We start from the raw sequence: 24568 nt of genomic DNA on the forward strand, positions 1-24568 counted from the left end.
GCGAGCCTATGTCGCACGGCGGAAACGGTCACATGGCGCAGGGGAGCGGCCCTCAGGGCACCCATCCGCGCGGCCGCGGGCGTAGCCGCCTCGTGCTGCTGGTCATGGTCGGACTTGCGATCTTTCTTGCGGCCTGGGGCATTCTGGGCCGTGCGGCCCATACCCGCGCGCTGGCGCAGGAAACGCATGAAGCGGCCCTGCCGCGCGTGACGCTGGTGCATCCGAAGGCCGGACCGGCCACCCGGACGCTCGACCTGCCGGCGAACCTGGCCGCATGGTACCAGGCGCCGATCTATGCGCAGGTCTCCGGCTACGTGAAGATGTGGTACAAGGACTTCGGCGCACGCGTGAAGCAGGGCGACGTTCTGGCGGAGATCAATACGCCGAGCCTGGATGCCCAGTATGCGGCGGCGAAGGCCGCGCTGAACGTCCAGCTCGCGCGTTATCACCTCGCCGTGCTGACGGCCGATCGCTGGGCAGCGCTGCGCGGCACCCAGGCCGTCTCGCGTCAGGAAGTGGACGTGCAGGCAGCCAACGCGGCGGCCGAGAAGGCCCAGGTCGAGGCGGCCCAGCATGAAGTCGACCGCTACGAGGCGCTCGAGAACTTCAAGCGGATTGTAGCGCCCTTCGACGGGATCGTGACGTCCCGCCTGGTCAATGTGGGCGACTACGTCAATCCCGGCGGCGGCAACCTGAACTCGAACGGACGGGCAGCCGAGCTGTTCTCGGTGGCCGACGTGCACCGCATGCGCGTGTTCGTCTCCGTGCCGCAGGATTTCGCCGCGGTGATCTCGCCGAAGGTCAGTGCCGACCTCTCCCTGCCACAGTATCCGGGCCGCAAGTTCAAGGCATCGTTCCTGGCGACCGCACGGGCCTTCAATGCCGACACCCGCACGGTGACGACGGAGCTGACGCTGCCGAACGACGACGGACTGCTCTGGCCTGACTCATACGCCACGGCGCATTTCGAGGCACCGGGTGATCCGTCTGTCTTGATCCTGCCGGTTTCAGCGCTCATCTTCCGCGCCGAAGGCACGCAGGTCGCGGAAGTCGTCAACGGACACGTCCATCTTGTGCACATCACGGTTGGCATCAACTTCGGCACCACGTTCCAGGTCATGGGTTCGCTCAAGACGACCGACAACGTGATCATGACGCCGACGGCGGACATCCTCGAAGGGCAGCAGGTCAAGGTCGTCGAGCCGACGAATGGCTACAACACGCAGCCGGCGCCGCAGGACACGTCCGACGAGAAGCATGACCCGAACGATGACACCCGGGCGATGCCCGAAGGCAACAACACCATTCCCGGGCACAAGGTGAATCAATGACCTGCCATGACCAGGGCGGGGCCGGCACGCGCCGGTTCCGCAAGGGGGGCGCCCTGCGGGCACTCCTCGTGGGTGGTCTGTCGCTCAGCGTTCTGAATGCGTGCGACCTGGCGCCCGACTATCATCCGCCGAACTACATCTATCCCAATGGCTGGGCCGGCCATGGCGTGATGACCGATGCCAAACCGGCCGACGGGGCGGTGCGCGGGAATTGGTGGACGATGTTCAACGATCCCGAACTGAACACGCTCGAAACGCACATGCTGCAGGTGAACCCCGACCTGCAGGCGCAGGCCGAGGCGTTTACTCAGGAACGCGACATCGCCCGTGAATCCGAGGCGCAGCTTTATCCCCAGGTGACGGGAAGCGCTGGCGGCACGAAGAACAGATCGTCGGAAACCAGGCTCTGGCGCGCCGTTCCCAGCAATGCGCCGATCTATGAATCCAGCGAATTCTACAGTGGCGCCGCAACCTGGGAGCCGGATTTCTGGGACCGGATCCGTAATACTGCCCATCTGCAGAAGAATCTGGCTCAGGCGAATGCAGCCCAGTACGCGCTGGTCCGTCTGACGCTCGAGGCGGAACTCGCGTCCGATTATATCGGCCTGCGCGGGCTGGACGCTCAGATCGCGGTGTACAAGGACTCGATCAACTATTATCGCACCGCGGTGCAGATCACCCAGATGCGTCAGGCCGGCGCCATCGCAGCCGGTCTGGACGTGTCGCGCGCCCAGAACCAGCTGTATTCGACAATGGCGACCCTCAGCTTCACGGTCGCTGCCCGCCAGGTTCTCGAACATCAGATCGCGGTGCTCGAGAATACGGTGCCTGCCGCGTTCCACATTCAGCCGACCAACGCGCATGCCATCGTCATGGGCGATGTGCACGTCGATTCAGGACTGCCGTCGCAGCTTCTCGAACGTCGGCCCGACGTGGCCCAGGCCGAGCGCCAGATGGCCGCCGCGTCCCGCGCGATCGGCGTCTCGCGCGCGGCCTTCTACCCGAATGTCACGTTCAGTGCCTCGGGTGGGTTCATGAATAACGGGTTCGACCTCGCCAATCTTGCCAACTCCATGTGGAGCTATGGCGTGCAGGCCATGGAGCCATTGTTCACGGGCGGCCTGCGTCGTGCGGCCCTGCAGCGCGCCTGGTCCCAGTACCGGCAGGCGGCCGACAATTACCGCTCCGTCGTGCTGCAGGCCTTCCAGGACGTCGAAGACAGCCTGACCCAGGCCGGGCTCTATCATGTCCAGCAGCTTCGTCAGGAACAGGCGGTGCAGGCGGCGCTGCGGACCCAGAACATGACGATGGCACTCTATACGGGCGGCCTGAGCGACTACCTGAACTCACTCATCGCGCAGCAGGACACGCTGCTGGCCCGCATCGAAGAGGTCCAGGCCCAGACGGGACAGCTCCAGTCGACGGTCAGGCTGATCCGTGCGCTGGGCGGCGGCTGGGATCGCAGTCAGCTGCCGGCTGTCAAGGATATCGATCCGATCCACGCCCTTCAGTACGATCATCTGCATCATGCGATTCCGGCAGGCGGGATCGATACCCACACCAGCCCGACGGACAACAACCTGTCCGGCACCGGCATGCCGCAGGCGATGGGCAATGTCGGCGGTGGCATAGACCAGATGATGACGGGGGAGGCGGCTCTGCCGGCCCGGGACGGCAGCCCGAATCCCGACGGAGCATCCGCGACTCCGTAAGGGGTTGACAGCGCCCGCCCCCGGGCGCTAGAGGGCCGCTCCCCACACGTTTATCGGAACGCGGGAGGGGCGGCCTGTCCGCTCCGCAAGCACCGCGGTCCGGGCGACACCAACTTCAGGGAGTCCCGGATATGGCCAAAAAAGTCGTTGGCTACATCAAGCTGCAGATCCCGGCCGGTAAGGCCAATCCGTCACCGCCGGTTGGTCCGGCCCTCGGCCAGCGCGGCCTGAACATCATGCAGTTCTGCAAGGAGTTCAACGCCAAGACGCAGGCTCTCGAGCCCGGCATGCCGATCCCGGTGGTCATCACGGCCTATGCGGACCGCACGTTCACGTTCATTACCAAGACCCCGCCGAACACCTACTTCCTGCTCAAGGCTGCGAAGATCAGCAAGGGCAGCCAGACGGTCGGCAAGGGCCCGAATGTCGGTTCGGTGACGATCGCGCAGCTGCGCGAGATCGCCGAGCAGAAGAGCAAGGACATGAACGCGAACGATCTGGACGGAGCGGTGCGCATGCTCGCCGGTTCCGCCAAGTCGATCGGCCTCACCGTGGTGGAGGGCTAACCGATGGCCAAGAACAAGCGACTGGAAGCGGCCCGCGCTGCGGTTGAGCGCAACAAGCCCTATTCGCTCGACGAGGCGATTGCGCTGGTGAAGGCCAATGCGCGCGCCAAGTTCGACGAGACGATCGAGCTCTCGCTGAACCTCGGCATCGATCCGCGTCATGCCGACCAGATGGTCCGCGGTCTGCTGTCGCTGCCGAACGGCACCGGCAAGACGCTGCGCGTCGGCGTGTTCGCTCGTGGCGCGAAGGCCGACGAAGCGCGCGAAGCTGGTGCGGAAGTCGTCGGTGCCGAAGATCTGGCCGAGAAGGTCCAGGCCGGCGAGATCGCATTCGACCGCTGCATCGCGACGCCGGACATGATGGCGCTCGTGGGTCGTCTGGGTAAGATCCTCGGCCCGCGTGGCCTGATGCCGAACCCGCGTCTCGGCACGGTGACGATGGACGTCAAGGGCGCCATCACGGCGGCCAAGTCCGGTCAGGTCGAATACCGCGCCGAGAAGGCCGGTATCGTGCATGCCGGCGTTGGCAAGGCTTCCTTCGATTCCGAGAAGCTTGCGGAGAACATCCGCGCGCTGGTCGATGCGGTGCAGAAGGCGCGCCCGACGGGTGCCAAGGGCACCTATCTCAAGAAGGCAGCTCTTTCGTCGACGATGGGTGCAGGTCTGCGCCTCGACGTCACGACGCTGGCGGCCGGCTGATCGGCGGGGCGGTCCGGGTTTCGATCCGGCTGCCCGCATGAGATGACGCCGGGTTCACGCCCGGCGGCATAGGGGTGTCCATCGATCCTGTCGATGTGCGCCCCGAACCTGTCCAAGACCGCACGTGGCCCGGTTCCGGGCCTTAATGGACGACCTGTCATCAGGGTCCGCGCGCGACAGACGGGGTGAAGGAATTCTTCAGATCGGCGTTCAGCCGGCTTGGGCGGGTTCCGGTAATCCGGTTGCAGGTGGACAGGCGAGCGGATCATTTGGCGTGTTGCGCTGAATGATCTGAAGGGCAATCCGGCCGGCGCGTTCCGCATGCGGGGCGTTCCGGCTCAAGAGGAGACGGAATATGGACCGTACGGAAAAGCGGGCCTTCGTCGACTTCCTCGCGGGTGTGTTCGGCAGCACGTCAATGGTGGTCGTGACCCAGAACAAGGGTCTCACGGTCGCCGATGTGACGGATCTGCGCCGGCGCGTGCGCGCTGCGGGAGCGACGTACAAGGTTGCGAAGAACCGGCTGGCCCTCCGTGCCCTGGATGGGACCCAGTTCGACGGCATCGCGCCGCTGCTGAAGGGGCCGACCGCGCTTGCGTGGGCGGAAGATCCGGTAGTAGTCGCGAAGACGATCGTCGAATTCGCCAAGACGAACGACAAGCTGGTGGTGCTCGGTGGCGCCCTGGGATCGCAGACGCTGAATGCGGATGGGATCCGGGCGCTGGCGGAACTGCCGTCGCTGGATGTGCTGCGTGCGCAGCTGGTGGGGCTCATCTCGACCCCCGCCACGCGTATCGCGGGTCTCACCCAGGCGCCGGCCGCCCAGCTTGCGCGCGTTTTCGGCGCCTATGCCAAGGCAGGCGAGGCGGAAGCCGCGTAAGTCACGAACCAAACCGCCCGTCCGGCAGGTCTGTCGGCGGGTCAGCAGCCGGTGATCGTCTTGTCTCGCGGAAATTTTTGATGCGTGCGGGATTGTCGCCGGGAACTCTGAGTATACATTAGGAACCGAACCATGGCCGATCTGAACAAGATTGTTGACGAGCTGTCCGCTCTTACCGTCCTCGAGGCCGCCGAGCTCTCGAAGCTTCTCGAAGAGAAGTGGGGCGTCTCCGCTGCTGCTCCGGCAGCCGTTGCTGCGGCTCCCGCCGCTGGTGCCGCTGCAGCTCCGGCCGAAGAGCAGACCGAGTTCACCGTGATCCTCGCCAAGTCGGGCGACAAGAAGATCAACGTGATCAAGGAAATCCGCACCATCACCGGCCTGGGCCTCAAGGAAGCCAAGGATCTGGTCGAAGGCGCGCCGAAGACCGTCAAGGAAGGTGTCAGCAAGGACGATGCCGCCAAGATCAAGAAGGTGCTCGAAGACAACGGTGCGAGCGTCGAGATCAAGTAATCTCGTCGACTGGTCAGCCGGATCGTCCGATCCGGCCGTCCACGTGGCGTAGAACACGGTCAGGGCGGGAATCATGCTGGTTCCCGCCCGATTTGCCGTTGGCGGCAGACATGCTCGCCTGCGGCGACGGCCACGCTCCTGACGGTGCGTGGCAGGATAATTGAATGGCCGGTCGTTCCGGTCGCCCGCGCGCTCAGGCGTTGCGGACGACCCGAAGGTCTGGCGGGTGACTGAAGGGGCAGGATACATGAACGCGATCACCAAATCGTTCACCGGGCGTAAGCGGATCCGCAAGAGCTTCGGGCGTATCCCCGAGGTCGCGCCGATGCCCAATCTGATCGACGTGCAGCGCGCCTCCTACGAGGCGTTCCTGCAGATGAACGTAGCGCCGGACAGCCGGCAGCAGACGGGTCTGCAGGAGGTTTTCCGCTCCGTATTCCCGATCAACGACTTCGCAGGGCGCGGTCGTCTGGAGTTCGTGTCCTACGAGCTCGAAGAGCCGAAATATGACGTCGAGGAATGCATCCAGCGTGGCCTGACCTTCGCGGCGCCGCTGAAGGTCATCCTGCGCCTGATCGTGTGGGACGTGGACGAGGACACGGGCTCGCGCTCGATCCGCGATATCAAGGAACAGCCGGTCTACATGGGCGACATGCCGCTCATGACGGACAACGGCACGTTCATCATCAATGGCACCGAGCGTGTCATTGTCAGCCAGATGCATCGCAGCCCGGGCGTGTTCTTCGATCACGACAAGGGCAAGACGCACGCGTCCGGCAAGTATCTCTTTGCGGCCCGCGTCATCCCGTATCGTGGATCCTGGCTCGACTTCGAGTTCGATGCGAAGGACCTGATCTACGTCCGCATCGATCGCAAGCGGAAGCTGCCGGTCACGACCCTGCTATATGCGCTGGAAGGTGAGCACTCGATCGCTGCCCGCGCCGCGAAGGAAGCGGAAGGCGGCGACGTCGACGCGCTCGACATCCGCGGCATGGATCAGGACGAAATCCTGTCCTACTTCTACGGCACCGTCACGTTCTCGCGCCTGCCGAAGGGCTGGGCGCGTCCGTTCGAGCCCGACGCCTTCCGTGGCCTCAAGCTGCTCGAGCCGCTTTATGATGCCGACACGGGCGAAGTGGTCGCCGAGGCCGACGCGAAGCTGACAGCGCGGATGGTGCGCAAGATCGCCGAGAACACGAAGGTCGTGCTCGTCGGTCGTGCGGACCTTCTCGGGCGGTTCCTGGCGCATGACCTCGTCAACGAACATACGGGCGAGATCTACGGCGAGGCTGGCGAGGAACTGACCGAAGCGCGTCTCGCGTCGATGGAAGAGGCCGGTATCACCGAGCTGCCGACGCTCGCCGTCGACAGCGCGCGCGGCCCGTGGATCCGCAACACGCTGGCGGTCGACAAGAACTCGTCACGTGACGAGGCGCTGATCGACATCTATCGCATCATGCGTCCCGGCGAGCCGCCGACTCCGGAAACGGCGGAAGCCATGTTCCAGGGCCTGTTCTTCGACGGTGATCGATACGATCTGTCCGCCGTCGGCCGCGTCAAGATGAACATGCGTCTCGAGGTTGATGCGCCGGACACGCTTCGCGTCCTGCGCAAGGAAGACATCCTGCGCACCGTGAAGATCATGTGCGAGCTCAAGGACGGGCGCGGGCAGATCGACGACATCGACAATCTCGGCAATCGTCGCGTGCGTTCGGTCGGCGAGCTGATGGAAAACCAGTATCGCGTCGGCCTTCTGCGCATGGAGCGCGCGATCCGCGAGCGCATGGGCTCGGTCGACATCGATACGGTCATGCCCCATGACCTGATCAATGCGAAGCCGGCGGCAGCTGCCGTCCGCGAGTTCTTCGGATCGTCCCAGCTCAGCCAGTTCATGGACCAGACGAACCCGCTGTCGGAAGTAACGCACAAGCGTCGTCTTTCGGCGCTTGGTCCGGGCGGTCTGACGCGTGAGCGTGCAGGCTTCGAAGTCCGTGACGTCCACCCGACGCATTACGGCCGCATCTGCCCGATCGAGACGCCGGAAGGGCCGAACATCGGTCTGATCAACTCGCTGTCCACCTACGCCAAGGTAAACAAATACGGCTTCATCGAGACGCCGTATCGCCTGGTGCAGGACGGCGTGCTGCAGGACGGCTGGAAGTATCTCTCCGCGATGGAAGAGGACAAGCTGGTCGTCGCCCAGGCCGATGCCGCGCAGAACAAGGAAACGGGCGAACTGACGGACGAGCTGGTCTCGGTCCGTCGGGCCGGTGACTTCCGTCTCGTGCCGCCCGATCAGGTCACGGCGTGCGACGTGTCGCCCAAGCAGCTCGTTTCCGTGGCGGCAGCGCTCATCCCGTTCCTTGAGAACGATGACGCGAACCGCGCACTGATGGGCTCGAACATGCAGCGTCAGGCCGTGCCGCTGGTGCAGGCTGATGCGCCGCTGGTCGGCACGGGCATGGAAGCGGCTGTCGCTCATGACTCGGGTGCGACCATCGTTGCGCGTCGCAACGGTGTCGTCGACCAGATCGACGGCGCGCGTATCGTCGTGCGGGCGACGGACGAGGCCGAGCTGACGCTGGGCGTCGATATCTATCGTCTGCGCAAGTACATGCGGTCGAACCAGTCCACCTGCATCAACCAGCGTCCGCTGGTCCGGGTGGGTGACAGCGTTCATGCCGGTGACATCATTGCCGACGGCCCGAGCACGGAGCTTGGCGAACTGGCACTCGGCCGGAACGTGCTCGTCGCGTTCATGCCCTGGAACGGTTACAACTTCGAAGACTCGATCCTCATTTCCGAGCGGATCGCGCGCGACGACGTCTTCACCTCGATCCATATCGAGGAGTTCGAGGTCATGGCGCGTGACACCAAGCTCGGTCAGGAAGAGATCACGCGCGACATCCCGAATGTCGGCGAGGAATCCCTGCGTAACCTCGACGAGGCGGGCATTGCCTATGTCGGCGCCGAGGTGAATCCGGGCGATATCCTGGTCGGCAAGGTCACGCCGAAGGGCGAAAGCCCGATGACGCCGGAAGAGAAACTCCTCCGCGCCATCTTCGGCGAGAAGGCTTCGGACGTTCGCGACACGTCGCTGAAGCTGCCGCCCGGCACGTCCGGCACGGTGGTGGACGTGCGCGTCTTCTCCCGCCGCGGCGTGGACAAGGACGAGCGCGCGATGGCGATCGAGCGCGCCGAGATCGAGCGTCTGACGAAGGATCGTGACGACGAGCGTGCCATTCAGGAACGCAGCTTCCTGAACCGGCTGCGCGAGCGTCTGATCGGCCAGACGGCCGGCGCGGGCTTCAAGGGAATCAAGTCCGGGACCGAGATCACGGCTGAAGTTCTGTCCGAGCATCCGCGTGGTGCATGGCGCAACATCGTCGTGTCGTCCGATCAGGTCATGGCCGAGATCGACGTGCTTCGTCGCGAGTTCGATGCGGCTGTCGGACGCATCCAGGCGCGTTTTGACAGCAAGGTCGAAAAGCTCCAGCGTGGCGACGAGCTGCCGCCGGGCGTGATGAAGATGGTCAAGGTGTTCGTCGCGGTGAAGCGCAAGCTGCAGCCGGGCGACAAGATGGCCGGACGTCACGGCAACAAGGGTGTCGTCTCCCGCGTGGTGCCGGTCGAGGACATGCCGTTCCTCGAGAACGGCCAGTCGGTCGATATCGTGCTGAACCCGCTCGGCGTGCCTTCGCGCATGAACGTGGGTCAGATCCTCGAGACCCATCTGGGCTGGGCCTGCGCCAATATCGGGCGCGGCATCGGTGACATGGTGGACGAGTATCAGCGCACCGGCGAGAAGAAGCAGGAGCTGTTGGATCGTCTGAAGGACGTCTATGGCGATGCGGTCTACGAGTCGGATATCGCGACGCTGCCGAACGAGCAGCTGATCGAGCTCGGCAACAACCTGCGCAAGGGCGTGCCGATCGCGACGCCGGTGTTCGACGGTGCGTCGATCCCGGACATCGAGGACATGCTGACCAAGGCTGGCGTCGACACGTCCGGGCAGTCCCAGCTGATCGATGGCCGTACGGGCGAACTGTTCGAGCGCAAGACGACCGTCGGCTACATCTACATGCTGAAGCTGCATCACCTTGTAGACGACAAGATCCACGCACGGTCGATCGGTCCGTACTCGCTCGTGACCCAGCAGCCGCTGGGCGGCAAGGCGCAGTTTGGTGGCCAGCGGTTCGGTGAGATGGAAGTCTGGGCGCTCGAGGCTTATGGCGCTGCCTATACGCTGCAGGAAATGCTGACCGTGAAGTCCGACGACGTGTCGGGTCGTACCAAGGTCTACGAGGCGATCGTTCGCGAGAACGACGACTTCGAGGCGGGTATTCCGGAGAGCTTCAACGTGCTGATCAAGGAGCTGAAGTCTCTGGGTCTGAACGTCGATCTGGAGCAGGGCCAGCCGTCCTGACGGACGCCCTGTCGGTCATTCCTGTTTGAATTGCGTGGGCTTCGGGCGTTAGCTTTTCCCGGAGCCCATGTTGAAAAGATTGCGGCCGGCGCGTGAGCGCGCCGTGCAGGGGGGTTTCGGCGTATGAACGAACTCATGAAGATCCTGGGGCAGACCGGTCAGACGGTCAGCTTCGACCAGATCAAGATCCAGCTCGCCTCGTCGGAGCAGATCCGCTCGTGGTCCTACGGCGAGATCAAGAAGCCGGAGACCATCAACTACCGGACGTTCAAGCCGGAGCGCGACGGCCTGTTCTGCGCGCGCATCTTCGGTCCGATCAAGGACTACGAGTGCCTGTGCGGCAAGTACAAGCGGATGAAGTTCCGCGGCATCGTCTGCGAGAAGTGCGGCGTCGAGGTGACGCTGGCCAAGGTGCGTCGCGAGCGCATGGGCCATATCGAGCTGGCCTCGCCTGTCGCGCATATCTGGTTCCTGAAGTCGCTGCCGTCGCGTATCGGCCTGATGGTCGATCTCACACTCAAGGATCTCGAGAAGATCCTGTATTTCGAGAGCTATGTCGTGCTCGAGTCGGGCACGAGCCCGCTCAAGCAGTTCAGCCTGCTGTCGGAAGACCAGTATCTCGACGCCATGGACGAGTATGGCGAGGACGGGATCGAGGTCGGCATCGGTGCGGAAGCGATCAAGAAGGTCCTGACCCGCATCGACTGCGACGCCGAGAAGGTTACGCTGCGCCAGGAGCTCAAGGACGCAACGTCGGAGGCCAAGCGCAAGAAGCTGGTCAAGCGCCTGAAGCTGGTCGAGGCGTTCGCCGAGTCCGGCTCCAAGCCGGAATGGATGATCCTGGACCTCGTCCCGGTGATCCCGCCCGAGCTGCGCCCGCTGGTGCCGCTGGATGGTGGCCGCTTCGCGACGTCTGATCTGAACGATCTCTACCGTCGCGTCATCAACCGGAACAACCGTCTGAAGCGTCTGATCGAGCTGCGCGCGCCCGACATCATCGTGCGCAACGAGAAGCGCATGCTGCAGGAGGCCGTGGACGCACTGTTCGACAACGGCCGTCGCGGTCGTGCCATCACGGGTGCGAACAAGCGGCCGCTGAAGTCGCTGTCCGACATGCTCAAGGGCAAGCAGGGCCGCTTCCGTCAGAACCTGCTCGGCAAGCGCGTCGACTATTCGGGCCGTTCGGTCATCGTCGTCGGCCCCGAGCTGAAGCTGCACCAGTGCGGCCTGCCGAAGAAGATGGCGCTCGAGCTGTTCAAGCCGTTCATCTACTCGAAGCTCGAGAAGTACGGTCATGCCACGACCATCAAGGCCGCGAAGCGGATGGTGGAGAAGGAGCGTCCGGAGGTCTGGGACATCCTCGAAGAGGTGATCCGCGAACACCCGGTGATGCTCAACCGCGCGCCGACGCTGCATCGTCTGGGCATTCAGGCTTTCGAGCCGGTGCTGATCGAAGGCAAGGCGATCCAGCTGCATCCGCTGGTCTGCACGGCCTTCAATGCCGACTTCGACGGCGATCAGATGGCGGTCCACGTGCCGCTGTCGCTGGAAGCGCAGCTCGAAGCACGCGTGCTGATGATGTCGACCAACAACATCCTCAGCCCGGCGAACGGCAAGCCGATCATCGTGCCGAGTCAGGACATCGTCCTCGGGCTCTACTACCTGAGCCTCGAAGTGCCGGAATATCGCGAGACGCCGGATGAGGCGGTGATCAAGGACGGTCAGATCGTCCGCGAAGCCCCTCCTGCCTTCTCGTCGGTTGGCGAGATCGAGTTCGCCATACAGGCGGGCGCGCTGAAGCTGCACGACAAGATCCGTCTGCGTCTGGAGACGAAAGGCGAAGACGGCCAGCCTGTGCGGCAGATGCTCCTGACGACGCCGGGCCGCGCCCTGATCGCGCAGATCCTGCCGCGTCATCCGGCGATTCCGTTCAGCCTCGTGAACAAGCAGCTCACGAAGAAGAACGTCTCGGACGTGATCGACGCGGTCTATCGCCATTGCGGTCAGAAGGAAGCAGTCATTTTCTGCGACCGCCTGATGGGCCTCGGCTTCCGCCATGCGGCACGCGCGGGCATCTCCTTCGGCAAGGATGACATGATCATCCCCGAGGCCAAGAAGGAGTTGGTCGAGCGCACGCAGGTCGAGATCAAGGAGTTCGAGCAGCAGTATCAGGACGGCCTGATCACGGCGGGCGAGCGCTACAACAAGGTGGTCGACGCCTGGTCGCGCTGCACGGACGAAGTGCAGGCCGCGATGATGAAGGAGATCTCCACCCAGGTGATCGGCAAGCCGACCAACTCGGTGTGGATGATGAGCCATTCCGGTGCGCGTGGGTCGCCGGCGCAGATGAAGCAGCTGGCCGGCATGCGCGGCCTGATGGCCAAGCCTTCGGGCGAGATCATCGAGCAGCCGATCATCGCGAACTTCAAGGAAGGCCTGTCGGTTCTCGATTACTTCACGTCGACCCACGGTGCCCGTAAGGGTCTCGCGGATACGGCTCTGAAGACCGCGAACTCGGGGTACCTGACCCGGCGACTGGTCGACGTGGCGCAGGACTGCATCATCGTCGAGAACGACTGCGAGACCGAGCGTGGCCTGACGGTCCGCGCCGTGATGGATGGGGGCGAGGTCGTCTCGTCGCTTTCCGAGCGGATTCTTGGACGCACGCTGGCGGCTGACGTTCTGACGCCGGCGACGGGCAACCTCCTGTTCCCGCGCAACACGCTGGTCGAGGAAGCCGAGGCCGAGGCGATCGAGGCGGCGGGCGTGGAAAGCGTGCTGATCCGTTCGGTCCTGACCTGCGACAGCAAGGTCGGCGTCTGCGGCCATTGCTACGGTCGTGACCTCGCACGCGGCACGCCGGTCAACATTGGCGAAGCTGTAGGCGTCATTGCCGCGCAGTCCATCGGTGAGCCGGGCACGCAGCTGACGATGCGAACCTTCCATATCGGCGGTGCTGCAACGCGTGGTGCCGAGCAGTCGATGGTGGAGGCGTCGCGTGACGGTCGCGTGACGATCAAGAACCGCAACGTCGTGCAGAACTCGCAGAACGTGCCGATCGTCATGTCGCGTAACTGCGAGATCCTGCTGACGGATGAGAACGGTGCCGAGCGCGGTCGCTTCCGTGTGCCGTATGGTGCGCGACTGATGGTGTCGGAAGGGCAGGAAGTCCAGCGTGGCCTGAAGATGGCCGAGTGGGATCCGTACACCCTGCCGATCATCACGGAGAAGGCCGGCACGGTCGAGTATCTCGACCTGATCGACTCCATCACGCTCGTCGAGCGGATGGACGAAGTCACCGGTCTTACCTCCAAGGTGGTCGTCGACTACAAGCAGGCGGCCAAGGGCGTGGACCTGCGTCCGCGTCTGCAGCTGAAGGACGAGCACGGCAACGTCGTGAAGCTCGATAACGGCAACGAGGCCCGCTACTTCCTCTCGCCTGACAGCCTGCTGTCGGTCGAGAACGGCGCGCAGGTCCATGCGGGTGACGCCTTGGCGCGTATTCCGCGTGAAGGCAGCAAGACCCGTGACATCACAGGTGGTCTGCCGCGTGTTGCCGAACTGTTCGAGGCACGTCGTCCAAAGGATCATGCGATCATCGCCGAGGGCGACGGCCGCATCGAATTCGGCAAGGACTACAAGTCCAAGCGCTGCGTGATCGTGAAGAATGACGAGACCGGAGAGGAGACGGATTACCTGATCCCGAAGGGCAAGCACGTGTCCGTGCAGGAAGGCGACTTCGTCCAGAAGGGCGATCCGCTGGTCGACGGTCCGCGCGTTCCGCACGACATCCTGAAGGTCATGGGTGTGGAGGCTCTGTCCGACTATCTCGTGAACGAGATCCAGGACGTCTATCGACTGCAGGGCGTGAAGATCAACGATAAGCACATCGAGGTCATCGTGCGGCAGATGCTGCAGAAGATCGAGGTGCTCGAGCCGGGCGACACGACCTACCTGATCGGCGAGACGGTGGATCGCATGGAGTTCGACGCGGAGAACACGCGGCGCATGAATGCAGGCGAGCGCCCGGCAGCGGGTATGCCGATCCTTCAGGGCATCACCAAGGCGTCCCTGCAGACCCAGTCGTTCATCTCCGCGGCCTCCTTCCAGGAGACCACACGCGTGCTGACCGAAGCGGCGACAGCCGGCAAGGTCGATACGCTGAACGGGCTCAAGGAGAACGTCATCGTCGGTCGCCTGATCCCGGCCGGCACGGGCAGCGTGATGAATAAGCTTCGCGCGGTTGCGGCGTCTCAGGATCGTCAGCGTGTCGGGCGGGCTACTCCGCGAGTCGAGGAAGATGCCGCGGAGTAAGGATTCCATCGCGTTCCTGCGCAACAATATTACCTGGCGGGCCTCTGGCCCGCCTTTTTTTTGCGCCGAATGTTCCAGTTTGGGCCGGGTACGGGTCGTTTGCGCAAAGCCTGCCCGAATCGGGCGGTTCTGCTTGACTCGGGCTCAATCCACTCGTAGGTTCCGCGCCCTCGGCTACCCCCGTCTGAAACGACGTCGATAGCCGCAAAAAACCAGCATGTTCGCGTGCGGTGCCGCGGAGGCAGCTCTGGGTTTTCGACCTTGTGAGTTTGCCGTAAGCCCAGGCCGGATGCGCTGAGGATGCCAAAGGCGCGCGATGAAGATCGTGCGTCGTCTTGTCATGAATGAAGCGGTCCGGCGTGAGACGTTAGGCCGGCATTGAGAAAGCAAGGATCGGGAAGGGCGTATGCCGACCATCAACCAGTTGATCGCCAAGGGCCGCGAGCCGGCCGCCAAGCGGAACAAGGTGCCGGCGCTGCAGGGCTGCCCGCAGAAGCGCGGCGTTTGCACCCGTGTCTACACCGTGACGCCGAAGAAGCCGAACTCGGCTCTCCGTAAGGTCGCCAAGGTGCGTCTGACCAACGGGTATGAAGTCGTGAGCTACATCCCTGGCGAAGGCCATAACCTTCAGGAGCACAGTGTGGTCCTGATCCGGGGCGGCCGCGTGAAGGACCTTCCGGGTGTTCGCTACCACATCCTGCGCGGCGTGCTCGACACGCAGGGCATTGCCAAGCGTCGTCAGCGTCGTTCGCTGTACGGCGCGAAGCGTCCGAAGTAAGAGGAAAGAGGCATGAGCCGCCGCCACCGCGCCGTAAAGCGCGAGATCCTTCCCGATCCGAAGTTCGGAGACGTCGTCATCACGCGCTTCATGAATGCGCTGATGTACGATGGAAAGAAGTCCACCGCCGAAGGCATTGTCTACGGTGCGATGGAGACCATGCGTCGCCGCGGTGGTGCATCCGCCGATCCGGTGTCGATGTTCCACGCTGCCTTGGACAACGTGAAGCCGGCCGTTGAGGTTCGCTCCCGCCGCGTCGGTGGTGCGACCTATCAGGTCCCCGTCGAGGTGCGTGCAGAGCGCCGCCAGGCGCTGGCAATCCGCTGGCTGATCGACGCCTCCCGCAAGCGTGGCGAGAACACGATGCAGGACCGGCTCTCGAACGAGCTGATGGACGCGGTGAACAACCGTGGCACGGCGGTCAAGAAGCGCGAAGACACGCATCGTATGGCTGAAGCCAACAAGGCATTCAGCCACTACCGCTGGTAATTGCGACCGGCTAACGGGCTTGTGCGGCACGGTGCGGACATCCGGCCCGGCACCGCACCGTGTTTTGAACTTTTCATTCTCACCCGGCTGATCTGGCCGGGCCCTGGAGAGAGACAATGGCAAAGGCCAAATTTGAGCGGACCAAGCCGCACTGCAACATCGGCACCATCGGTCACGTCGACCATGGCAAGACGTCGCTGACCGCTGCGATCACCAAGACGCTGGCGAAGTCGGGTGGTGCGACCTACCGCGCATACGACATGATCGACGCTGCGCCGGAAGAGCGCGCTCGTGGCATCACGATCTCGACGGCTCACGTCGAGTACGAGACGAAGGCGCGTCACTACGCCCATGTCGACTGCCCCGGTCACGCCGACTATGTGAAGAACATGATCACGGGTGCCGCCCAGATGGACGGCGCGATCCTGGTCGTGTCGGCTGCTGACGGCCCGATGCCGCAGACCCGCGAGCATATCCTGCTCGCACGTCAGGTCGGCGTTCCGGCGCTGGTCGTGTTCCTGAACAAGGTCGACCAGGTTGACGATCCGGAGCTGCTCGAGCTCGTCGAGATGGAAGTGCGCGAGCTGCTTTCGTCCTACCAGTTCCCCGGCGACGATATTCCCATCGTCAAGGGTTCGGCGCTCGTCACCCTCGAGGACGGCGATGCGACGATCGGTGAAGACCGCGTTCTGGAGCTGATGGAAGCGGTTGATACCTATATCCCGCAGCCGGAGCGTCCGATCGACCGTCCGTTCCTGATGCCGATCGAAGACGTGTTCTCGATCTCGGGTCGTGGCACGGTGGTGACCGGCCGTGTTGAGCGTGGCGCCGTCAACGTTGGTGACGAAGTCGCAATCGTGGGCCTGAAGGACACCGTCAAGACGACCGTCACCGGCGTCGAGATGTTCCGCAAGCTGCTCGACCGCGGAGAGGCTGGCGACAACATCGGCGCGCTGCTGCGTGGCACCAAGCGTGAAGACGTCGAGCGTGGCCAGGTTCTGGCGAAGCCCGGCTCGATCACGCCGCACAAGACCTTCAAGGCCGAGGCGTACATCCTGACGAAGGAAGAGGGTGGCCGTCACACGCCGTTCTTCACCAACTATCGTCCGCAGTTCTACTTCCGCACGACCGACGTCACTGGCGTCGTGAAGCTGCCGGAAGGCACCGAGATGGTGATGCCGGGCGATAACGTTGCGATGGATGTCGAGCTGATCGCGCCGATCGCCATGGACGAAGGCCTGCGCTTCGCGATCCGCGAAGGCGGCCGCACGGTTGGCGCCGGCGTGGTTGCTTCGATCAGCGCCTGAGCGCCCTGAAGGTTCTGCCTGAAGGCGCCCCGGCCGGAGTAATCCGGCCGGGGTCTGCTTTTAAGTAGAGGCTGAAGAGGTGGCGGGGCGGTTTCGACCGCAGGCCCGAACCTATTTTGAGTTGGACGAACAGACAGATGGACAACCAGAACATCCGCATTCGCCTGAAGGCGTACGATCACCGCGTGCTGGACAACAGCACCAAGGAGATCGTCAACACGGCGAAGCGTACGGGTGCGCGGGTTCGGGGTCCTATCCCGCTACCGACGCATTTCGAACGGTTCACGGTGAACCGTTCCCCACACGTGGATAAGAAAAGCCGCGAGCAGTTCGAAATTCGGACCCATCGCCGGCTGCTCGACATTGTCGAGCCGACACCGCAGACCGTGGACGCCCTCATGAAGCTCGACCTCGCCGCTGGCGTGGACGTCGAGATCAAACTGTAAGGTCCAGACGATGCGTACCGGATTGATCGCAAAGAAGCTGGGTATGACCCGGCTGTTCAAGGAAGACGGCACCCACGTGCCGGTCACCGTCCTTCACCTCGACGAGGTCGAGGTCGTGGAGACGCGGACCGTGGAGCGTGACGGCTACAGCGCTGTGGCGCTGGGCATGATGCCGGCCAAGGTGAAGAACGTGTCGAAGCCGATGCGTGGGCATTATGCCCGCGTGGGCGTCGAGCCGAAGAAGGTCGTGCGCGAATTCCGCGTGGCCGATGATGCGGTGCTCGAAGCCGGCTCGAAGCTCTCCGCGGCCCATTTCGTGGTCGGCCAGAAGGTCGATGTCACGGGGACGTCGAAGGGCAAGGGCTTCGCCGGCGTCATGAAGCGCTGGAACTTCGCGGGTCTCGAAGCCTCGCACGGTGTTTCGGTCAGCCACCGTTCGCACGGTTCGACCGGCCAGCGCCAGGACCCGGGCAAGGTCTTCAAGAACAAGAAGATGGCGGGACACCTCGGCGACCAGCGCGTGACCACGCTGAACCTGGAAATCGCGGCAGTCGATGCCGAGCGCAACCTGATCATGGTGCGCGGCTCGATCCCCGGTGCCAAGAACGGTCTCGTCATGATCCGCGATGCGATCAAGAAGGCTCGCCATAGCGATGCGCCGTATCCGGCCGCGACGCTGGCAGCCGCCGGTTGAGGATAGAGGGTGATGGAATACGATATTAAGACCCTCGACAACGGCAGTGCCGGTCAGGTCGACTTGCCGGAGGCGATCTTCGCCCAGGCGCCGCGGACCGACATCATGGCACGCGTTGTTCACTGGCAGCTGGCCAAGCGCCGCGCCGGTACGCATCGCACCAAGGGCATGGGCGAGATCTCGGGCACGACCAAGAAGCCCTACAAGCAGAAGGGCACGGGTTCGGCTCGTCAGGGCTCGCTGCGGGCACCGCAGTTCCGTACCGGTGGCGTCGTCCACGGTCCGGTCGTGCGTGACCACGGCTATGACCTTCCGAAGAAGGTTCGCAAGCTGGGCCTGATCTCGGCGCTGAGCCAGAAGGCTGCCGAAGGCAAGCTGGTCGTCCTCGATACGACATCGGGCGTGACCAAGACGCGCGAGGCGCAGGCCAAGATGCGCGCGTTCGGCTGGACGTCCGCTCTCATCGTTGATGGTGCAGTCGACGAGCGCTTCGGCCTTGCGATTCGCAACCTGCCGAAGATCGACGTGCTGCCGACCATCGGTGCCAATGTGTATGACATCCTCAACCACGACGTGCTGGTCATCACGCGCGCCGGGCTCGAGGCTCTGAAGGAGCGCCTGTCATGACCGCAAGGAACGTACTCGCCGAGCGCAACCGCGCAACGCGCATGTCGCGTGATGCGCTCTTTGACGTGATCCGCGCGCCGCACATCACCGAGAAGTCGACCGCCGCTTCCGAGCGGAACCAGGTTGTCTTCAAGGTGGCCCTTGATGCGACGAAGCCGCAGATCAAGGTCGCTGTCGAGACGCTGTTCGGGGTGAAGGTCCTCGGCGTCAACACGCTGGTGCAGAAGGGCAAGACCAAGCGGTTCAAAGGCCGTCCGGGTCAGCGCTCCGACATCAAGAAGGCTTTCGTGCAGCTCGCGGAAGGTCAGTCCATTGACCTGACCGCGAAGCTCCCCTGAGCCGACGGGATAGAATACCATGGCATTGAAGCACTTTAATCCCAAGACGCCGAGCACCCGCGGCACCGTCCTGATCGACCGCAGCGAGCTGTGGAAGGGCAAGCCGGTCAAGCAGCTCACCGAGGGCAAGAACAAGTCGGGCGGCCGTAACAACCACGGTCGTACGACGTCTCGCTTCCGTGGCGGCGGGCACAAGCAGTCCTACCGTTTCGTCGATTTCAAGCGTCGCAAGTTCGACGTAGCCGGCACGGTCGAGCGTCTGGAATATGACCCGAACCGGACCGCGTTCATCGCGCTGATCAAGTATGACGACGGCGAGCTGGCCTACATCCTGGCGCCGCAGCGCCTGCGTGCCGGTGACCGCGTGGTCGCCGGAGCGCGCACGGACGTCAAGCCGGGCAATGCGATGCCGCTCGCGGCGATGCCGGTCGGCACGATCGTCCACAACGTCGAGCTGAAGCAGGGCGCTGGCGGCAAGGTTGCGCGTTCGGCAGGCACGTATGTGCAGCTCGTCGGCAAGGATGCCGGTTACGCGCAGATCAAGCTGCAGTCGGGTGAGCTGCGTCTCGTTCGCGCCGAGTGCATGGCGACAGTTGGCGCGGTGTCGAACCCCGACAACATGAACCAGCATCTCGGCAAGGCCGGACGTCGTCGCTGGATGGGTCGTCGCCCGCACAACCGCGGCGTCGTGATGAACCCGGTTGACCATCCGCATGGTGGTGGTGAAGGCCGCTCCTCCGGTGGCCGTCACCCGGTCACGCCGTGGGGTATTCCGACGAAGGGTTACAAGACCCGGACCAACAAGAAGACGGACAGCCTGATTATCCGTCGCCGCAAGACCGGCAAGTAAGAGGGGGCACGAGAGAGATGGCACGTTCCGTCTGGAAAGGCCCGTTCGTTGACGGGTATCTGTTCGGTAAGGCCGAAGCGTCGCGCGCTTCGGGTCGTAATGAGGTGATCAAGATCTGGTCGCGTCGTTCGACGATCCTGCCGCAGTTCGTCGGACTTACGTTCGGCGTCTATAACGGCCACAAGTTCCTGCCGGTGCAGGTGACGGAGAACATGGTCGGTCACAAGTTCGGCGAGTTCTCGCCGACGCGGACCTTCACCGGCCATTCGTCCGACAAGAAGTCGAAGCGGGGCTGATCATGAGCAAGCCGAAGCACATTCGCACCCTGGCCGATAACGAGGCCCAGGCTGTTGCGCGCAACATTCGCGTCAGCCCGCGCAAGCTGAATCTGGTCGCGGCCACGATCCGCAACCAGCCCGCTTCCGCCGCGATCGCAGCGCTGACGTTCTCGCGTCGCCGGATCGCGCAGCAGGTCAAGGCAGCGCTGGAAAGCGCCGTGGCCAATGCCGAGAACAACCACCAGCTCGATGTCGACCAGCTGGTCGTCAAGACGGCGGAAGTCGGCAAGTCGATCGTCATGAAGCGTTTCCACGCTCGTGGCCGCGGTCGTTCGGCGCGCGTCGAGAAGTTCTTCAGCCACCTGAAGATTGTCGTCGCCGAGCGCTCGGCCGACGAAGGCGCGGAGACGGGGGGCAAGACGGAAGAGCCGTCAGCGCGCCGCCGTCGTGCCGCGTCCAAGTCCGCCACCGAGCAGAAGGCAGCCTGATCATGGGACATAAAGTCAATCCGGTCGGGCTGCGGCTCGGCGTCAACCGCACATGGGACAGCCGCTGGTATGCCGGCGCCGACTATTCCCGCCTGCTGCATGAAGACCTGAAGCTGCGCGCGTATCTTCGTCGCAAGCTGTCCGGAGCAGGCGTGTCGCGCGTCGTGATCGAGCGTCCGGCCAAGAAGCCGCGCGTCACGATCTATGCGGCACGTCCCGGTGTCGTCATCGGCAAGAAGGGCCAGGACATCGACGCACTGCGTCGTGAGCTGTCCAAGATGGCGAAGACGGATGTTGCCCTGAACATCGTCGAGATTCGCAAGCCCGAGATCGACGCGACTCTGGTCGCCGAGAACATCGCGCAGCAGCTCGAGCGCCGCGTTGCGTTCCGTCGCGCCATGAAGCGCGCAGTCCAGTCCGCCATGCGTCTCGGCGCGCAGGGGATCCGGATCAACTGCGGTGGTCGTCTCGGCGGTGCTGAAATCGCACGTGTCGAGTGGTATCGCGAGGGTCGGGTGCCGCTGCACACATTGCGCGCGGACATCGATTATGGTGTAGCCACGGCGAAGACCACGTATGGCACCTGTGGCGTGAAGGTCTGGATCTTCAAGGGCGAGATCCTGGCTCACGATCCGTTGGCGCAGGACCGCCGCGCTGCCGAGCAGGCGCCGCAGCGGTAACCACGTCGCATTGAGGAATAACGACGATGCTTTCCCCGAAGCGAACGAAGTTTCGCAAGGCTCATAAGGGCCGCATCCATGGACTGGCGAAGGGCGGCACCACGCTGAACTTCGGTGCGTTCGGCCTGAAGGCGCTTGAACCCGAGCGGGTGACGGCGCGCCAGATCGAGGCTTCGCGTCGCGCGATTACGCGTGCGATGAAGCGTGCTGGCCGCGTGTGGATCCGTATCTTCCCGGATCTTCCGGTTTCGACGAAGCCTGCCGAGGTCCGCATGGGCTCTGGCAAGGGCTCGCCGGAATACTGGGTGGCGCGCGTCAAGCCGGGCCGCATCCTGTTCGAGATCGAAGGCGTTCCGCCCGAGGTTGCCCGCCAGGCGCTGAGCCTTGGTGCCGCAAAGCTCCCGATCAAGACCAAGTTCATTCAGCGCATCGGGGAGGCGTGATATGGCTGACCAGTTGAAGCCCGCTGACCTGCGTGCGAAGAGTGCGGACGAACTGCAGACGCTGTTGGTCGATCTGAAGCGCGAGCAGTTCAACCTGCGTTTCCAGGCGGCTACCGGCCAGTCGGAGAACCAGGCGCGTGTGCGCGTCGTGCGTCGTGCGATTGCCCGCGTGAAGACGCTGGCCCATCAATCCAAGAACAGTGCGGGCGCAAAAACGTCCGCCGTCAAGTCCTGAGAGGAGACGGGCGATGCCAAGGCGCGTCCTGACCGGGCGGGTTACGAGCGACAAGATGGACAAGACGGTCACCGTTCTTGTCGACCGTCGTATCATGCACCCGCTCTACAAGAAGTTCATTCGCCGCTCGAAGAAGTACGCGGCGCATGACGAGCAGAACCAGTGCCAGATCGGCGATATGGTGCGCATCGAAGAGTGCGCGCCGATCTCGAAGCGCAAGACCTGGGCGGTGATCACGCGGAATGGCGCGGAGCTGGCTTCGCCGGCTCCTGCCGACCAGGCATCGGCGTAAGGGGGCATAGACAATGATCCATCCCGAGACCAACCTCGACGTCGCTGACAACTCCGGCGCGCGTCAGGTGCAGTGCATCAAGGTGCTGGGCGGTTCCAAGCGGAAGACTGCCTCGGTCGGCGACGTGATTGTCGTGTCCGTCAAGGAAGCGATCCCGCGCGGCAAGGTGAAGAAGGGTGACGTCCATCAGGCCGTCATCGTTCGCACATCCTATCCGGTGCGTCGTCCGGACGGCAGCGCGATCCGCTTCGACAAGAACGCGGCGGTGCTGATCAACAAGCAGCAGGAGCCGATCGGCACCCGTATCTTCGGACCGGTTGTTCGTGAGCTTCGTGCACGCAAGTTCATGAAGATCATTTCTCTGGCGCCGGAGGTGCTGTAATGGCTGCGCGCATCAAGAAGGGTGACCAGGTTGTGGTTACCGCCGGCGCGTCCAAGGGCGTCCGGGGCGAGGTTCTGTCCGTGCTGCCGACCGTCGAGAAGGCGGTCGTGCGCGGCGTTGCGATTGCGAAGCGCCACACGAAGGCGAGCCGCACCAATCAGGAAGGCGGCATCGTGGAGCGTGAGCGTCCCGTGCATCTGTCCAACCTTGCATTGATCGATCCGAAGAGCGGCAAGCCGACGAAGGTTGGCTTCCGCGTGCTTGAGGACGGTCGCAAGGTCCGCGTCGCGCGTGCGACCGGCGAAGTGATCGAAGGCTGAGGGGCGAGACATGAGCGACACACAGACACGGCCGGTGCCGCGCCTGCAGAAGCGCTACCAGGAGACGCTTCGTCAGCAGCTGCGTGAGCAGTTCGGCTACAAGAATATCATGCAGGTGCCCAAGCTCGAGAAGATCGTGCTGAACATGGGCGTCGGCGAAGCGGCGGGCGACCAGAAGAAGCTCGACAGCGCGGTGGCTGAAATGACGGCGATCGCCGGCCAGAAGCCGGTGAAGACCCTGGCGCGCAAGGCCATTGCGGGCTTCAAGATCCGTGAAGGCCTGCCGATCGGATGCAAGGTCACGCTGCGCAGCGCGCGGATGTACGAATTCCTCGATCGTCTGACGACGATCGCGATGCCGCGTATCCGTGACTTCCGTGGCCTCCCGGGGAACAAGGGCTTTGATGGACGTGGCAATTTCGCCATGGGTGTCAAGGAACAGATCATTTTCCCCGAGATCGAATACGACAAGATCGATGCGGTGCGCGGCATGGACATCATCTTCGTCACTTCGGCGAAGACGGATGCGGAAGCCAAGGCTCTGCTCAAGGCATTCGACCTGCCGTTCAACGCCTGATCGGCGCTGGCATTCGAGCCCGTTGATCGGAGTGCCCGGCCACAGAACCTGTGGCCGGGCCGCTATTTCATGTCAGGGGCAATCAGGCCTTTCTTTTGGGCTGACGTTGCCTATATAGACACGCTGTGTGGAAAACCGTAGGGCGAGGCCCGACAGGTTCCGGAGGAAAAAAGTAAGCATGGCCAAGATCTCCGCCGTCAACCGCAATGCCAAGCGCGAAAGCATGGCAAAGCGGGACAAGGGAAAGCGGACCGCGCTCAAGAACATCATCATGGATCGGACTCTTCCCGTGGAAGAGCGCTTCGATGCGTCGATGAAGCTCGCCGAGCTCCCCCGCAACGGTGCGCGCGTCCGCGTCCGTCTGCGTTGCAAGGTGTCCGGTCGTCCGCGCGCCAACTACCGCAAGTTCGAACTTTGCCGCGTCGCGCTTCGCGATCTGGCGTCCGCCGGGCAGATCCCCGGAATGGTCAAGTCGAGCTGGTAAGGGGCTACATCCATGTCAATGTCAGATCCGCTGGGTGATATGCTCACCCGGATCCGCAATGCGCAGCGTGCGCGTCACGCCGCCTGCATTGCGCCCGCGTCCAAGCTCCGTGCGAACGTCCTGGAGGCGCTCCGTCGCGAAGGTTATATTCGTGGTTTCTCCACGGAAGAACTGCGCGCCGGCATTTCCCAGCTTCGTATCGAGCTGAAGTATGCGGACGGTCAGCCGGTGATCAAGGAGATCCATCGCGTCTCCAAGCCCGGCCGCCGCGTCTATTCGAAGATCAAGGAGCTGCCGCGCGTCTACGCCGGTCTTGGCGTCTCGATCCTGTCCACTCCGCGTGGCGTCCTGTCGGACGCCGAGGCCCGCGCTGCCAATGTTGGCGGCGAGGTCCTCTGCCGCGTGTTCTGAGGGAGGGGAAA

Annotated in this window: 27 protein-coding genes; all 27 read left to right on the plus strand. The window is 63.7% G+C overall.

The genetic code is table 11. The features are described 5' to 3' along the window. Positions 1–32 precede the first annotated feature (32 nt). The 27 genes from B8446_RS04595 (at position 33) to rpsH (ending at position 24557) form a co-directional block, all read left to right on the plus strand. On the plus strand, positions 33–1331 hold the full coding sequence (locus tag B8446_RS04595) for an efflux RND transporter periplasmic adaptor subunit (protein WP_048847680.1): 1299 nt from the start codon (positions 33–35) through the stop codon (positions 1329–1331). Then, positions 1328–3043, plus strand: a complete 1716-nt coding sequence (locus B8446_RS04600) for an efflux transporter outer membrane subunit (RefSeq protein WP_084712074.1) — start codon at positions 1328–1330, stop codon at positions 3041–3043. Before B8446_RS04595 ends, B8446_RS04600 begins: the two co-directional genes overlap by 4 nt. Positions 3044–3174: 131 nt before the next feature. Beyond that, positions 3175–3609 carry a 50S ribosomal protein L11 gene (gene rplK / locus B8446_RS04605; RefSeq protein ID WP_048847682.1) on the plus strand — a complete coding sequence of 145 codons (435 nt, stop codon included), beginning with the start codon at positions 3175–3177 and terminating at the stop codon, positions 3607–3609. Between the two features lie 3 nt (positions 3610–3612). Then, entirely contained in the window at positions 3613–4308 is a 696-nt protein-coding gene (gene rplA, locus B8446_RS04610; protein ID WP_048847684.1) for a 50S ribosomal protein L1, read from the plus strand. 355 nt (positions 4309–4663) lie between these two features. Further along, positions 4664–5188 (plus strand): 50S ribosomal protein L10, encoded by a 525-nt coding sequence (rplJ, locus tag B8446_RS04615; protein WP_048847686.1) that lies wholly within the window; start codon positions 4664–4666, stop codon positions 5186–5188. A gap of 132 nt (positions 5189–5320) precedes the next feature. Next, positions 5321–5698, plus strand: coding sequence for a 50S ribosomal protein L7/L12 (gene rplL, locus B8446_RS04620; RefSeq protein WP_048847688.1), 378 nt, complete (start codon positions 5321–5323; stop codon positions 5696–5698). A gap of 247 nt (positions 5699–5945) precedes the next feature. Beyond that, positions 5946–10124, plus strand: coding sequence for a DNA-directed RNA polymerase subunit beta (gene rpoB / locus B8446_RS04625; protein WP_048847690.1), 4179 nt, complete (start codon positions 5946–5948; stop codon positions 10122–10124). Positions 10125–10247: 123 nt separating this feature from the next. Next, a complete protein-coding gene (gene rpoC, locus B8446_RS04630; protein WP_048847692.1) occupies positions 10248–14438 on the plus strand; it encodes a DNA-directed RNA polymerase subunit beta' in 4191 nt (1396 codons plus the stop codon). A 406-nt stretch (positions 14439–14844) separates the two neighbouring features. Continuing rightward, positions 14845–15216: a 30S ribosomal protein S12 gene (gene rpsL / locus B8446_RS04635; RefSeq protein ID WP_023979007.1), complete on the plus strand. Its 372-nt coding sequence runs from the start codon at positions 14845–14847 to the stop codon at positions 15214–15216. A gap of 12 nt (positions 15217–15228) precedes the next feature. Next, positions 15229–15705 carry a 30S ribosomal protein S7 gene (gene rpsG, locus B8446_RS04640; protein ID WP_048847697.1) on the plus strand — a complete coding sequence of 159 codons (477 nt, stop codon included), beginning with the start codon at positions 15229–15231 and terminating at the stop codon, positions 15703–15705. 116 nt (positions 15706–15821) lie between these two features. Continuing rightward, on the plus strand, positions 15822–17012 hold the full coding sequence (gene tuf, locus B8446_RS04645) for an elongation factor Tu (RefSeq protein WP_048847699.1): 1191 nt from the start codon (positions 15822–15824) through the stop codon (positions 17010–17012). Positions 17013–17149: 137 nt separating this feature from the next. Then, on the plus strand, positions 17150–17458 hold the full coding sequence (rpsJ, locus tag B8446_RS04650; RefSeq protein ID WP_048847701.1) for a 30S ribosomal protein S10: 309 nt from the start codon (positions 17150–17152) through the stop codon (positions 17456–17458). A gap of 10 nt (positions 17459–17468) precedes the next feature. After that, a complete protein-coding gene (gene rplC / locus B8446_RS04655; protein WP_048847703.1) occupies positions 17469–18152 on the plus strand; it encodes a 50S ribosomal protein L3 in 684 nt (227 codons plus the stop codon). A gap of 12 nt (positions 18153–18164) precedes the next feature. Further along, positions 18165–18779, plus strand: coding sequence for a 50S ribosomal protein L4 (gene rplD / locus B8446_RS04660; protein WP_048847705.1), 615 nt, complete (start codon positions 18165–18167; stop codon positions 18777–18779). A gap of 41 nt (positions 18780–18820) precedes the next feature. Then, a complete protein-coding gene (locus tag B8446_RS04665) occupies positions 18821–19117 on the plus strand; it encodes a 50S ribosomal protein L23 (RefSeq protein WP_148505852.1) in 297 nt (98 codons plus the stop codon). A gap of 19 nt (positions 19118–19136) precedes the next feature. After that, positions 19137–19967, plus strand: a complete 831-nt coding sequence (rplB, locus tag B8446_RS04670) for a 50S ribosomal protein L2 (protein WP_048847709.1) — start codon at positions 19137–19139, stop codon at positions 19965–19967. 17 nt (positions 19968–19984) lie between these two features. Beyond that, the gene (gene rpsS, locus B8446_RS04675; protein WP_048847711.1) at positions 19985–20263 is read left to right on the plus strand and encodes a 30S ribosomal protein S19; all 279 of its coding nucleotides are present in this window, start codon (positions 19985–19987) and stop codon (positions 20261–20263) included. A 2-nt stretch (positions 20264–20265) separates the two neighbouring features. Beyond that, on the plus strand, positions 20266–20733 hold the full coding sequence (gene rplV / locus B8446_RS04680) for a 50S ribosomal protein L22 (RefSeq protein ID WP_048847713.1): 468 nt from the start codon (positions 20266–20268) through the stop codon (positions 20731–20733). A 2-nt stretch (positions 20734–20735) separates the two neighbouring features. Continuing rightward, positions 20736–21413 (plus strand): 30S ribosomal protein S3, encoded by a 678-nt coding sequence (gene rpsC, locus B8446_RS04685; protein ID WP_048847715.1) that lies wholly within the window; start codon positions 20736–20738, stop codon positions 21411–21413. A 26-nt stretch (positions 21414–21439) separates the two neighbouring features. Next, positions 21440–21856, plus strand: coding sequence for a 50S ribosomal protein L16 (gene rplP, locus B8446_RS04690; RefSeq protein ID WP_048847718.1), 417 nt, complete (start codon positions 21440–21442; stop codon positions 21854–21856). A 1-nt stretch (position 21857) separates the two neighbouring features. Next, positions 21858–22091 (plus strand): 50S ribosomal protein L29, encoded by a 234-nt coding sequence (gene rpmC / locus B8446_RS04695; protein WP_048847720.1) that lies wholly within the window; start codon positions 21858–21860, stop codon positions 22089–22091. A gap of 13 nt (positions 22092–22104) precedes the next feature. After that, a complete protein-coding gene (gene rpsQ / locus B8446_RS04700) occupies positions 22105–22383 on the plus strand; it encodes a 30S ribosomal protein S17 (protein WP_048847722.1) in 279 nt (92 codons plus the stop codon). 13 nt (positions 22384–22396) lie between these two features. Beyond that, entirely contained in the window at positions 22397–22765 is a 369-nt protein-coding gene (rplN, locus tag B8446_RS04705; RefSeq protein WP_048847724.1) for a 50S ribosomal protein L14, read from the plus strand. After that, a complete protein-coding gene (rplX, locus tag B8446_RS04710) occupies positions 22765–23085 on the plus strand; it encodes a 50S ribosomal protein L24 (RefSeq protein ID WP_048847726.1) in 321 nt (106 codons plus the stop codon). Before rplN ends, rplX begins: the two co-directional genes overlap by 1 nt. A gap of 10 nt (positions 23086–23095) precedes the next feature. Further along, a complete protein-coding gene (gene rplE, locus B8446_RS04715; RefSeq protein ID WP_048847727.1) occupies positions 23096–23662 on the plus strand; it encodes a 50S ribosomal protein L5 in 567 nt (188 codons plus the stop codon). 178 nt (positions 23663–23840) lie between these two features. Then, positions 23841–24146, plus strand: coding sequence for a 30S ribosomal protein S14 (gene rpsN / locus B8446_RS04720; RefSeq protein WP_048847729.1), 306 nt, complete (start codon positions 23841–23843; stop codon positions 24144–24146). Positions 24147–24158: 12 nt separating this feature from the next. Further along, positions 24159–24557, plus strand: coding sequence for a 30S ribosomal protein S8 (rpsH, locus tag B8446_RS04725; protein WP_048847731.1), 399 nt, complete (start codon positions 24159–24161; stop codon positions 24555–24557). Positions 24558–24568 lie beyond the last annotated feature (11 nt).

The organism is Tanticharoenia sakaeratensis NBRC 103193, assembly GCF_000963885.1.
Classification (GTDB): domain Bacteria; phylum Pseudomonadota; class Alphaproteobacteria; order Acetobacterales; family Acetobacteraceae; genus Tanticharoenia; species Tanticharoenia sakaeratensis.